Source organism: Fibrobacter sp. (genome assembly GCA_012523595.1).
GTDB lineage: Bacteria > Fibrobacterota > Chitinivibrionia > Chitinivibrionales > Chitinispirillaceae > JAAYIG01.
Map to the genome: position 1 here is coordinate 32788 of JAAYIG010000198.1, position 13323 is coordinate 46110.

Annotated in this window: 10 protein-coding genes; 3 read left to right on the plus strand and 7 right to left on the minus strand. The window is 44.7% G+C overall.

Features of this window, described 5'->3' with window-relative positions; genetic code table 11:
• The 3 genes from GX089_13585 to GX089_13595 are packed head-to-tail and all read right to left on the minus strand — an operon-like array spanning window position 1 to window position 2804.
• Entirely contained in the window at window positions 1–999 is a 999-nt protein-coding gene (locus GX089_13585; GenBank protein NLP03522.1) for an energy transducer TonB, read from the minus strand.
• Window positions 1000–1584: a dephospho-CoA kinase gene (gene coaE / locus GX089_13590; GenBank protein NLP03523.1), complete on the minus strand. Its 585-nt coding sequence runs from the start codon at window positions 1582–1584 to the stop codon at window positions 1000–1002.
• Between the two features lie 5 nt (window positions 1585–1589).
• Window positions 1590–2804, minus strand: a complete 1215-nt coding sequence (locus tag GX089_13595; protein NLP03524.1) for a SpoIIE family protein phosphatase — start codon at window positions 2802–2804, stop codon at window positions 1590–1592.
• Window positions 2805–3046: 242 nt separating this feature from the next.
• Here GX089_13595 and GX089_13600 point away from each other — a divergent pair, with 242 nt between their 5' ends.
• Window positions 3047–4585, plus strand: a complete 1539-nt coding sequence (locus GX089_13600; GenBank protein ID NLP03525.1) for a YifB family Mg chelatase-like AAA ATPase — start codon at window positions 3047–3049, stop codon at window positions 4583–4585.
• Window positions 4586–4737: 152 nt separating this feature from the next.
• Here GX089_13600 and GX089_13605 read toward each other — a convergent pair whose 3' ends face one another.
• Both GX089_13605 and GX089_13610 read right to left on the minus strand, forming a co-directional pair.
• On the minus strand, window positions 4738–5595 hold the full coding sequence (locus GX089_13605) for a carbohydrate kinase (protein NLP03526.1): 858 nt from the start codon (window positions 5593–5595) through the stop codon (window positions 4738–4740).
• 3 nt (window positions 5596–5598) lie between these two features.
• Complete coding sequence (locus GX089_13610; protein ID NLP03527.1) at window positions 5599–7344, minus strand: hypothetical protein; 1746 nt, start codon at window positions 7342–7344, stop codon at window positions 5599–5601.
• A gap of 187 nt (window positions 7345–7531) precedes the next feature.
• On the opposite strand from GX089_13610, the gene GX089_13615 reads away from it, so the two are divergent.
• Complete coding sequence (locus GX089_13615) at window positions 7532–9031, plus strand: hypothetical protein (GenBank protein NLP03528.1); 1500 nt, start codon at window positions 7532–7534, stop codon at window positions 9029–9031.
• A gap of 46 nt (window positions 9032–9077) precedes the next feature.
• Here GX089_13615 and GX089_13620 read toward each other — a convergent pair whose 3' ends face one another.
• Window positions 9078–10592 carry a lipopolysaccharide biosynthesis protein gene (locus GX089_13620; protein NLP03529.1) on the minus strand — a complete coding sequence of 505 codons (1515 nt, stop codon included), beginning with the start codon at window positions 10590–10592 and terminating at the stop codon, window positions 9078–9080.
• A gap of 124 nt (window positions 10593–10716) precedes the next feature.
• On the opposite strand from GX089_13620, the gene GX089_13625 reads away from it, so the two are divergent.
• Window positions 10717–11652, plus strand: coding sequence for a radical SAM protein (locus GX089_13625; GenBank protein ID NLP03530.1), 936 nt, complete (start codon window positions 10717–10719; stop codon window positions 11650–11652).
• A 12-nt stretch (window positions 11653–11664) separates the two neighbouring features.
• Here GX089_13625 and GX089_13630 read toward each other — a convergent pair whose 3' ends face one another.
• Window positions 11665–13320, minus strand: a complete 1656-nt coding sequence (locus GX089_13630; GenBank protein ID NLP03531.1) for a transglycosylase SLT domain-containing protein — start codon at window positions 13318–13320, stop codon at window positions 11665–11667.
• Window positions 13321–13323: the final 3 nt, after the last annotated feature.

Genomic DNA, 13323 nt, shown 5'->3' on the forward strand with positions numbered 1-13323 from the left:
TTACTCGGGATTAAACTCAAACGGAAATTCGAAACTCATATTTCCTACCTCTTCAGGTACTGGTTTGAACCGGATATTCATGACGTATGCTGATAGAAGGTCAGAAAATTCCTTATCATTGACACTGGATTTGCTGATTTTAGCATCAATTACTTTTCCGGAGGCATCCACCAGAAAAGTGATCATCACCGTGCCGCTCATATATTCTTTTATCTTTAGCCGCTTTTTGTAAATGGATTTCAGGTTGGGAATGTGTTTCTCGATGGAATCCCGGATTGACTGCTGCCCCCGGTATTTTAGCGCAGTGAGGGAATTATCCACTACTTTTTTCTGAACAAGTGGTTTCCTGGTTTCTTTGACGGTGTCGGTTTTCTCTCCGGTGTAAACCAACCCTTTAATGATACGCTCAGCATCCTCACTGCTCATCACATCCTGCTGATCTTTCACAAATTCAAAAAGAAGCTGTCCTGCAGTTTCAGAGATACCGAAAATACCGCTGAAAAACCGTTCAATTTCTTCTTGTTTTTCCAGTTTTACACTGTCCGGGAAAACTGCTGTCAAGCCAGGTCCCGTACTGTCTCCCTTATTATACTGCATAAAAAGAGATTCAGCATAGGCAGCAACCGAGTTGCTTGAAGATAATTCATTCAATTTGCGGTAAAGAACCCGTCCTGAAGAAAGCAGGAGCCCCGCTCCCCTGGGAGTCCATTCCTCACCCGCTCGAAGCTGAAGCTGCTCAGAAAACCTTATGGCAAGGGAATCCACACCGGAATCATCAGTTTCCGAGGCAATTGCCTTGCGCAGCTTGATATTTTTGATACGCACGGAGTCACTTGGTGCCACCGGGTCGAGTTTAACAAGCTGTTCAACTGTAAGGGACTCAGAACCAATAATTATGACCTGTGAATCCTTTTTCTTTGCACAAGAGAATAAAAGCAGGGGAATTACTGCTCCCAGAACAGCCAACCGGTAAAACAAATTTTCCTTGATCCGCATCATTTACCCGCTTAATCCTGTCCAGGCAAGCACTTCAGACCTCAATGCTTTAATGCTGCTCTCATTGCGAATGTACCTCCAGATCCCTTCCGGAGGCGATTGAAAAAGCTTTTCCTGCAGTAACATTCTCTCCCTGATAGCCTCTTCCGTGAGCCCACCCGCTTTGGCAAGTAAACGTTTCAGCCTCACATCAAATGATGCAGAAACCCAGACCCTCTGATCAAACCAGTCTTCGATATGCCAGAGCGGAATCAGAGCCGCATCCAAAACTACCGGCTCTCTTCTGTGTCTCATCAGAAAACAAAGCCTCTCCAGAAGCGGCGGATGCACAACAGCGTTTAACTTTTTCAATTCCTCAATTGATCCAAAAACAATGCTTCCCAGCCTGTCAAAAGCAATCGATCCGTTTTTGAATACCTGCTCACCGAAAATCTCATTAAGCTTCATTTTAATTTCCGGATCGGACTGCATGAGTAACTTGGCTTCCCTGTCGGCATCAACTATGTACGCCCCCGCCTCAGCCAGAATTCCAGCAACAGTCGATTTACCCGAACCCATATAGCCAGCCAAGGCGATTTTTGCAGACATTATTCTCAGGCAACCGAATGAAATTTTGTTATAGTGACCCGGTTCCCTTTTTCGTTGTACTCGACCTTATCAACATAATGCCGCACAATGAAGAGGCCCCTGCCGCAGTCTTTAACCAGATTTTCCGGAAGCGTAGGATCTGGAATACTGTTTGGGTCGAAGCCTTCGCCCTCGTCCAGTATCGATATTACCGTTTTCTTCTTGTCTATAACATGACCCATGATCACTTTTTTGGAAAAGTCCTTGCCATTTCCATGCAGAATCGCATTCACAAGCAGTTCCGTAAGGGTGATCTTCATTTTTCTGATACTGTCATCAGCATATCCGAATTTATCCATACCTGAAAGAATAACCGAAACAGCACGATCCATCTCTTCGTAATAGCTGATAGACTGAAGGTACACCGGATCACCATCGGCAAACCCCAGTTTATTTTTAATCAGATTCTTTCTTGACTGCGTCAGAACTTCCGCTACGACCGCAGTCACATCATCATCTACATTGGTCTTTGACCTGAATTTTTCATTGATAACAGTCAGCAGCTTCTCCGCCCTGCCATCCTTTAAAGACTCACAGGCAGTCTCCTCAAAAAGCATCTTCCCTTCCTGTAAATCATCGGAAAATACCCTGTAAAGCCCGTCAGTGAGGAGAACCAGGCAATCCCCCGCATTCAGATAAATACTCTGCTCATCAAAAAAACCGTTATCAAACACCCCGATAAATGTACCCTGTGATTTTAACTGAAGTACCTGATTTTCCTTTTTCCGGTACACAATCGGGCAGGCGTGCCCGGCATTGGAATAGGTCAGCTTGTTATCATGAAGGTCAAGATAGGCAACAAAGGCAGTAAGATAGAAATCGGCTGAAACATCTCTGATTATTTCACTGTTTACCCGCTCTATGACCGCCCGCGGAGAAAAACCATTACGGAGATGATTCGAAAAGCAGACTTTTGCAAGCGCGGAGATAAGTGCTGATGGTATCCCGAACCCTGTGACATCAAATATCACAAATGCCAGCACATCGTCTGAAAGCTTCACCACATCGAAAAGATCTCCCCCAATAGCTCCACAGGGGAGGTAAAGCGAATCAAGCTGCAGACCCTCCAGCACAGGAAGATTACGGGGAATCATCGCTGATTGGATCTTACGCGCTATCACCAGTTCTGCATCTCTGGTGTCTGAATCATCTCCCCTGGATGAAGTATTCATTGGTTTCATTTCGATGCTCTGTGATGAATCGGGGAGTATCATATTTTTTGTTCACTTCTCACTCAGATAAATCTATTTTGGTATTACAAATATACTACGTGTTATAAAAAAACCTGATAGCAGTTTCCCGAATTGCAATGATCAGGCTTTTCTTTTCTCGTCTCATGCAGCCTGAAACTGAAGGCTGATCTCAGAGTTATAATACATTATAAATTACTTTCCGGTTTAAAGTCCACGAAATAGGAGTCAAGATGCTGGCGAAACTACGTTCTCTGGCAGTGCTTGGAATTGATGCATTTGAGATTGGTATCGAGGCAGATACCAGTGAGATGCTTCCTGGATTGACCATTGTCGGGCTCCCGGACAGTGCAGTGCGGGAATCACGTGAAAGAGTCATGTCCGCGATCAAAAACTGCGGTTTCCAGTTCCCAAACCGCAAAATCACCATCAATATGGCACCTGCGGATATGAAAAAAGAGGGATCCGGATTTGATCTGCCTATCGCTATAGGCCTCCTTATAGCCTCATCTCAGATCGATATCATTAATCCCGAGAGATTCTGTATTGCAGGTGAACTGTCCCTTGATGGTACAGTTAAACCCATCAAAGGGGTGCTCTCTATGGCTATTAAAGCCAGGGAGCTTGGTGTGGAGGGGATGCTGGTACCACAGGAAAATGCCCTGGAGGCGGCAGTAGCAGAAGGGGTAAAGATTTTTCCCGTCAAAAACCTTTCTGAGGCGCTGGATTTTCTAACCGGAATCAAAAACATCGATCCCTTTACCACTGATCTCGATTCCATCTTTAACCAGGCAAAATCATATACTATCGATTTCAGGGATGTAAAAGGACAGGAGCATATCAAAAGAGCTCTTCTGGTTGCCGCTGCAGGCGGGCATAATATCCTGATGATCGGGCCACCTGGCTCAGGAAAAACCATGCTGGCACGACGGCTCCCGACCATTCTTCCGGATCTTTCTCTGGATGAAGCGCTGGAGACCACGAAAATCCACTCTGTAGCAGGACTTCTGGACACCAATACCCCGCTCCTTGCAACCCGCCCCTTCCGTTCTCCCCACCATACTATCTCCGATGCAGGCCTTATCGGTGGAGGTTCCTACCCTCGTCCGGGCGAGGTAAGCCTGAGCCATCATGGAGTTTTATTTCTGGATGAACTACCGGAATTCAACAAAAATGTCCTGGAGAATCTTCGCCAGCCCCTTGAAGACGGTAAGGTGACCATTTCCCGGGCACTGATGTCCCTTTCGTATCCCGCGCGATTCATGCTTGCAGTCGCCCTCAATCCCTGCCCGTGCGGATATTACACAGATACAAGGCATAAATGCACCTGCTCACCACAGCAGATTCAAAAATACATGTCCAGGATTTCCGGTCCGTTGCTTGATAGAATCGATATTCATGTGGAAGTGCCGGCGCTCTCTTATGAGGAACTTTCACGTAAAGCACCGGGTCAGGATTCTTCTGTAATGAGGGCAGATGTAAAAAAGGCACGTTCTCTGCAACTGGAAAGATATAAAAAAGAGAAGCGGGTTTTCTGCAATGCTCACATGGAATCCCGGCATATAAGAAAGTACTGTGATCTGGACCAGGATAGTCAGAACCTGCTGAAAAATGCCATAGAAAAACTGGGTTTGTCAGCAAGAGCGTACGACCGGATACTGAAAGTATCCAGAACAATAGCTGATCTGGACAATTCAGAAGGGATAAAGGGTCAGCATGTTGCTGAGGCGATCCAGTACCGCAGTCTTGACAGGAAGTTATGGATGGGATAGCTTCGGCAGTGTCCGGTAGATTTTCCTCCCCGGCATCGGGGTCGTATCGGAATCGGTATCGACAACAAATTATCTATGTGCGAAAGCATTATACGAATGAATAGATCCCATCCCGACCAGGTGCTAAAAATCTGATTAACTACCTATTCTGGTTAATCAGTGGCAGTGGCACCATTGTAATGGCACACTAAAGAAGCCACCGTGTTTGCAAAATCATTAATCTCAGCGAGTGGTTTCCCTTCCAAAACTCCAATTGTCAATGCCGCTGTAAATGCATCACCCGCCCCAACCGTATCACAAACATCTACTTTAAACCCCGGATGATACAATATCTCCTCAGGAGTATAAAGAACACTTCCTTCACTGCCCTTTGTAAGAGCAATCAGTCGTAAATTGTACTTTTCACAGAGAATTGAGAGCGTTTCTTCCGGTTCTCCTGATAAGGAAAACATCGACCCGATTTTGCTGAGTTCTTCACTGTTGACCTTCAGGACATTGCAAAGGAGAAGTGAATCATTTATAAGTTCAGGACTGTAATACTGCATGCGCAGATTAATATCAAATACTTTGAGCCTGCTTTCAGGTACACTCTTCAGAAATCTTCGTATCGACTCCCGGGATTCAGGTGACCGCTGTGCGAGAGTGCCAAAACATACAGCATCAACCGACTTCGCCAGACCATCTGTCTGTTCATCGAAGGGGATATGATCCCAGGCGACATTCTCGTGGATTATGTAGTCCGGATTCCCCTTACTGTCAAGTGTAACCGATACTGAACCTGTAGGATGTACTCTGTCGAGAGAAATATAGCAGGAAGAGAGTCCCAGTTCAGCGAGTCTTTCCAGTAATTCCTCTCCCGGTTGATCTGTCCCGACTCTGGAAACCACAAAACTCTCCGCACCGAGCATCCGGGCATGATAACAGAAGTTGGCGGGCGCTCCACCCGGCCTCCTGCCGGTGGGAAACAGATCCCACAGTATTTCCCCTGCTCCTGCGACAGTGAACGGCATTTGTCAGATTTTCCTTATCAATTCGCAATTGCAGATTCTGACCTCGGGGAGCCCGTCCTTATCAAGGATAAACTCCTTATTTGGATCGACAGCAAGGAGAAGATCGTTCTTCCTCAGAAAGGTTCCATCATAACCGACATTTTTCAACTGTGATTTAACCTTGTCGAATAATTTATTGAAGAGGGATTCATCCACGATCCCCTTGCCCGTTGCCTGCAGCAGGTCAAGCGGCCGGCAGAGAGGTCCGTTCTGTTTCGCAACCCACTCATCAGGGCCATTGTAGTAGCCCCGCAGGGTTATATAATTACGATCCGGACGAAGTACAGGATAACCATCAGGGCCCAGAATTAAACTGTGGGAGATATACCTGCTCATATCATCGGTTATCTCCAGCTTCGCACTTCCCGTCATGTAAATAGCTCTCATGTAAACTGTGGGAACACCGTTAAGGTTCAGATGATGAGCAATCGAGAACTCCTCAAAAGGGCTGTTATACCCGAATTCATCCATTTCCCCTGCATGAGGACCCGGGAAATCAAGCGATGGGCGTTCTCCCACATTTGATGTTTTCCAGACGATATGGATATGATCTTTAGTAACCGTGTAATAAACGTCGTTGATAGCCGAGAGTTTCCAGGCATGAGTTTTTCGCCACCTCTCCGGAAGGAAATAATCAAAAAGACGTCCATTCTTCCCCACCACCCATAACTGACCATTTGTACTTTCCACATGACCATGTACATAAGGAACACCCAGGATCTCCACACTGGTCAAGTGTGAAGGCAGTTCTGTGGCTGTAAACCTGTCCCTTTGATCGTCAAGATAAGAATGTCGTCTCTGACTGCTCACTTGCTCTTCATGGGGATCGGTTCTCAGAAGCAGTTCATAATCTATTATTGAATAATTACCCTGTCTGATCAACGCCTGAAGCATCTCTGAGCGGAGACGTCTGGTATCTGGTTCGGTAGAAGCAACAAGACTCTCTACCTTCCCGATCTCCTTCTCACCGATAATTATATGTACAGGTTTCATGTCAGCAACGACATAACCTTTTTTCTCCATGTCATATATGGACTTTCTGGTAACCAACCCCAGGATCTCCCTGAGTTCCTCGTTATTAAAACCAATATCCTGAAAGGCTTCCAGAACATTTTTCCCTTTTATCCAGCGGTAAATCAGCTTATATTGACGAAGTATATCGATGTCTATTCCGGGTTGTCTGGCCCTGATCCGATTGATTTTTACCTGAGAGCGGCCGCTCTGCCATATCTGCATCTTTTCAGGTGGTACATAAATAGCAAGTGGTTCCTGAGTATTGACCTTTATATCAGGCGGTCCAAACTTTCCTTCGAGCATCTCAAAAACCAGCGAGAACTCCTCCCAGGGGCTGTTGAACTCCGCGTTTAGATACTCAAGAAGCGTTTTTGTCTCCAGCGGCACATCCTCACCTACCCTGCTGTTCTTCACTACCAGTTCAAGACTCTCCCCGTAAAGCTCTTTTGTAGGCACACGGTAAACTGAACTGGTGCCCTCCAGCCGTTCCCTGTGTTTCTCGAACCACTCCTTTTCATACCAGTTTTCAAGTTCAAGAAACTCCGCTACAGGCAGCCCGAACCGGGTAAGATAGATATCTCCTCCGTCACTTGTTTTCCTGTGCACATAAATAACCCCCAGCACATTTACAAGAGATTCAGGGGTTACTGATTTCTGGACCTTAATGGAATTATTCAGAAAGCTTTGAGATCTCATAAAGAATCTATTTTCCTGCTCTTTTTACCTGAGAATATGCGTAAAACATATAATACTACGGATCAATCCGGAAAAACAGAAAAAAATCAGAGTCTTATCCTGCCTTGTTCGTATATATTTTATGGAACAAATCATTTGACCTGAGCACGTGATGTCTATTCAAAATCAACGGAACAAGACCTCTTTAATGAATTCAGATAAAAAAATCAGTATCTATCTTCTGCCCCTGTTCCTTGGAATTATTACTTTCCTTGCCAGCTTTCTTACCGGCTTTTATCAGGCCCATAATGATTTCTGGGACACAGTTTTCATCGCCAGACATCTTGATATTAATGACATGAAAACCTTGTTCAACACGCAATATCCCTTAGGATATTACATATTGGTAAAATTGATTTCTGCAAGTATGTTTCCGGTTATACCGGCAATTTTTCTTAATGCCCTTTTCGGGATAATTATCACAGGTTCTTCTCTCTTTTTGTATCAGAAGTTTCTATCAACCAGGGTCTCTTTGATTTCAGTTACAATTCTGGCACTGTTTCCAACCCTTTTTCACTACATAACTGTAGGTGGTCCTGATCCTGGTTCAGTGGCATTCTTTTCAATCGGTGCCATTTTCATTTTAAATGCTCTTTCCGAAGGAAATGAATCAAAAGTCCCCTTTGCAGCGGGAGGCTTTTTTCTTGGCCTGGGGGCGATCACCAGGTACCATGTTCTCCCCGGGAGTGTGTTATTTCTTGCAGCTATGTTATTCATTTACAGAAAAAAATGGAAGTCTGTTCTTCTCTCCGGAGTCTTTCTGATAATCGCTTATACTCCACAGTTCGCTGTAAGTCTGCTGACAGGCCACGGGCTTTGGGAAACCCAGTTTGGACCGACGAACGTTTATGATCTTATGTACGATCTGAGCTGGTACCATACAATTGGATTTGACATTCCAGATTCGATCCAGGAAATAATCATGAGCAATCCTCTTCTGTTCCTGAAAAAATACCTTCTTTCGTTCCTTTCCTATGCTCCGGGATACATCTTCCCCCTGATAGCAGCAATTACCCTGAAAAATCCGGTACAACTGCAGATATCAAGAGCTCTGGCAATCTGGACACTGCTTCATTTCGGCTTTTTTTCTGCATTTACAAGCGGGCGACAGATACTTATGGCTCTCCCGTTTTCCCTTCTGTGCGCAGGGTTCCTGATCCAGGCAGTGCTTGATGCAAAAGTAAATATGGCAAAAAGGTTTGTCATTCCTGTCCTTACCATCGCAATAATGATTCTTGTTTACAAAGATTACCAGAAAATGAATAACCGGTATAAAGAAAACAGAACCAGATCTGAACTTGAATCATTGCTCATCTCAAAAGGGTGCAGTGGTGTAAATCAGGTTTTCACAACAGACTTCAATCTCTATTTCCGTTCCATGCCATTTTACATACCATATTTCAATGGTGGTTCTCCACGCTGGGGCACTTACCTTTACAATGAAGAATACCCCGAATTTCCCGTAAATACTCTCGATAAATTTACTGATGAGTGCCGGAGGCGAGGGGTGCGTTTTGTGGTCCTCACCGAACAGTGTCGTCTTCTTTCAGGTCCTCTGGGCAATTTATTCGACAACTATCACAGCTATGGCAATCTGAACCTGATAAACAATAACGGCAGGCACAAAGTATTCGAAGTTGTTTTTTAGCTTACAGGGATCTCTAATATTTTGCAGCAAAGAAGGACATGCACTATTAATTTGCTGATTTATTCATAAGCAGATTAAGAGGTCTGATTACCTGCGCAAACTGCTCTCTCCAGAACAGAAAAAATACCAGAATGTAAGCAGACAGCCCGGCTGAAGCCCCGGCACATAACAATAGCACGCTGCTGTTCAGAGTGCCTGCAGGTAAAAGTTTTTCTATTATCATTATCACTACCAGCATTGCGGTGCCGGAAACAAAGGATGGCATCAGAAGATTGAGATATTCCCCCAGCCTGACAGAGAATAATTTACAACTTACAGTGACTATAATTGGCGTAAGCACAGCTCCCCTGACTAAAAGTGCCCAACAAACACCTGAAAGACCGAACTTCACACCGATAAGCACAGCAACTGCCATGGTTACTGCCATCGCAATTGCCCAAAATATACGAAGTTTTACCTTCCCAAGCGAGATCCAGATCATCCCAGGATAGCTCGATAAAACATACAGAATGCCTGAGAGAGAAAGGATTTTAAGCGGCTCAACTGCTCCCAACCAGACTGTATCACTGCGAAAAGCCCCAAGGATAATCAAAATCTCTTTAGGTAAAGCAATTACAATCATGAAAAACGGTACCGAAACTGCACTGATAAAAACTGTGAGCTGAAGGAAACCACTCTTCACCCTTTCTTTTTCCTCCTGAACACGGGAAAAAGCGGAAATCAATACCTGCGAGAGAATCGCTACCAGAGCTGCCCGCGGCAACATTACAATATCAAAAGCAACTCCGTAGATACCGAGGGTAAATTCGCCAAAATACCTGCCTATAAGTATTGCATCAAAATTGTTAGTCAGATAGTCAACCACCCTCTGAAACACCATACTGAAACCAACAGGACACAGCGACTTTGCAGCAGATAATCTGAAAAAGTTACCATCCGGGAATCTTGCATACAGGATATACAGCAGTGAAGAAACCGCATTAAAGCACAATACACTCGACACAAGCGACCACACCCCAAAGCCAAGAAATGCCAGAACAACTGATAATGACGATCCTATTACAGCAGCTACAACCTCAATTGAGGCTATTACCCTGAACTGCATCTTTCTCTGGATGATTGCCCGCTGCACAACAGACAGACCTCCCAGCGGTAATGACAAACATCCAACCCTTATCAGATTTATAAGCTTAGGAGCATGAAACCAATCGGAAATAACAGGTGCCCCGAAGTATACACCAGCATACATCACCAATCCCGACAAAAAAGTAATTGTGAATGCAGAAGATGCCTCATCATTCTCAAGAACCGGTTTCTGGACAATTGCAATAGAGAAACCAAGCTCAACTAGCATATTGATAGTGCCAAGAACTATTGTGATATACTTCATCAGACCAAAATCTGAAGGAACCAGCAGATTGAGAAGAAGGAAGTAAACAAGAAACGCAAAACCATGGCGAGTGCATTTCGCAATAAGCATCATTGCACCCGATCTGGCAGTTCTGGATGTAATGTTCTTGAACTCAGGAGAAAAGGAATCGCCAGGTAAGTTTTCTATCATACCCTCTAAATATACACTCAAGCCAACATTTACCTGCTTACTGCCTGGAAAACACATGGAAATTGGTAATTCGCTGATAAACTGTTATTTTTAGTTCATTACATTTAGCTTTGATTAAAATCTTATGAATACTTTTCTCAAATCCAACCGAGTCTTTGCCTCCTGGCTGATAACCAATTTCTGCAACTATCATTGTTCCTACTGCTACGGTGGCTCATCACGCAAAATGGATGAGAAATGGGATATAGAAGCAATGATAAAGACTCTCAACCAGACTGATCAGAAATGGTGTATCGGTATCACAGGAGGAGAGCCATTTGCCTATCCCCAATTCGTAAACATCTGTGAGAAGTTTGTACATAATGATATCACTCTTTACATCGATACCAACCTCAGTATAGAAAAACACGTTCTGGAGTTCGCGGAAAGAATTCCCTCCTCCATGGTTGAAGATATGTACATCTCCCTTCATATAGAAGAGCGGGAACGACGCAACGGGGTTGACAGCTTTATCAGAATGATCGATGTCCTACGGGAAAAGTCTTTCCCTTTTCAGGTGAACTACGTTCTGGATCCCAGACTTCTCCATCGCTTCGAGAAGGATTTCGAGTTTTTCCGGTCAAAAGGAATCACTCTTCTGGCAAAACCTTACAAGGGTATTTACAGATTTAAACCCTATCCTGAGTCTTATACCAGAAAACAACGCGAACTCATATTAAAGTCAAGTCCTGACGCATTCAGACGCACCCTGTTCTACCCCGGGGGCATCAAATGTGAAGCAGGCAAATCTCTGGTCCGGATCACCTCTGACGGCACAGTTACAAGGTGCGTCAGCGACCACACACCCCTTGGCAATATCTATTCGGGACTAACTCTCTTGAAGGAGAGTACACCCTGTAATGCACCGTTCTGCTCCTGTTTTGGCTGGGACCTTATCGATGATAAAGACAAAAAGGAGCTGGTGAAAAACGGGCTGGCCGATAAAATTGCAATCAAACCTTTGTTAAGAAGGTATGCAGGTTACTATGTAAGGGTAGTAAAAGAGTTCCTGAGGAAATAAAGGCCTGTAAACTCACAAAGGGGTTATTACAGGAAATATGACCACAGTTCCGGGACGCAGCTTTTCCAGATCAAGATCTCTGTTAAATTTACGCAGCAGCCAGATCGGAATTTCTGTTTTTCCTCTGCAAAGAGTCCAGATATTCTCTCCATGTTTCATGATTTTGGGTTTGACTGTAGTAATCCTGTACCTGGCAAAAAATCTCTCCTCATGACCCTGGTGGAAAGCCCGGCGTGCATTGACAAAGCCCTCCTTTTTATCAAAAGGAACCGGGATTTTCAGTGCCTGACCCACCTTGATAGATTCATTCATTTTGTTAAGGCGCAGCACAGCTATCTCCGGAATACCCAGCCATGCCGCATAAGCTCCGACAGTTTCATTGGGAAGGACTGTAATCTCATGAATCCCTTCACTGCCGGTCTGACGCAAAGCAAAATCGTAGATATCCGCATCGAACACAGGTGTGGAAACCGGGATTGTTTCCACTGTGACAGGATTAACGGCTGCAACAGGTTCAAGTTCAGCCTGACTTGCTGAAACTGAATCGTAATAGTATGCTACCCTCTGTTCAAGGGTTTCAGTTGTAAAAGTATCGGATACTCTTATTGTGGTACCTCTTGATACTTGCCTTAAATCCTTACTCATTCCAGGGTTGAGCAGAAAGAATTCATCTGTGGTGATACCAAGGATTCGGGCAATCTGAACCGGGCTCAGATCCTGAGAAAGAAATATATCCCTGACACTCATTCTCCCTTCAAATTCAATCTCTCCGAAATATTTCCGGTAATTCTGCACCACTTCCAGAGCAGCAAGAAAACAACTGTAAAAATTCCGGGATGCGAATCTGAAAGAGGGGCTTTTATGTTTATCAATCACCACTCCGGGATCATTCGAACCTGTAGCCTCAACAGCCCTGAGCATCCCCGGTAAACCGTAATTGTAAGCAGTAATGGCAAGCGGCCAGTTTTTCAGATGCCGGTAATTTCTGGAAAGTACTCTTGCAGCAGCATCGGTTGACAATATCGGATCTCTCCGCTCATCAATTGATCTGTCGACCCTCAACAGGAATTGCTTTGCAGTCGCAGGCATGAACTGCCAGATTCCCACTGCGCCGACTTTGGAAGTGATAAAAGGATCAAACGAGGACTCCACATGAGGAAGATAAGCCAGCTCTGATGGCACACCATATCTGGCCAGTATTGTTTTTATGGTGTCGATATAAGCGCCGGACCGGTACAAGCCTCTTAAAAACTGATCTTTCTGGCCCCGCTGAAAGCGAACCCTGTACTCTGCACTGTCAAGCATGCTTCCGGGATTACTGTAGAAAAGAGAATCGATTCTCTTTTCAATTGCACCCCAGGTGCTTCTTTTTCCAGTACGTACTTTTATGATGGCGGAGATAATCTCCTTCCTGAGGCTCTCCAGATTTCGTCCCGGTTCTCTTCCATGGAGTCCTCCGGTATTTATCTCTTCGTAAACGATCTGAGGGAATTCACTATCATGGAGCAATCCCTGATCCTGAGAAATCTCAGTGTAGACCTTTATCCAGAACTTGACATTACTTTTCAGGTTTTCCGGTACAGGAAAAAGGGTGCTGTCGCCATACGCAAATGCATAAAAAAGAAAAAAAGGGGGCAGGAGACACCAGAAAGAAACCATCTTCAGCATAGA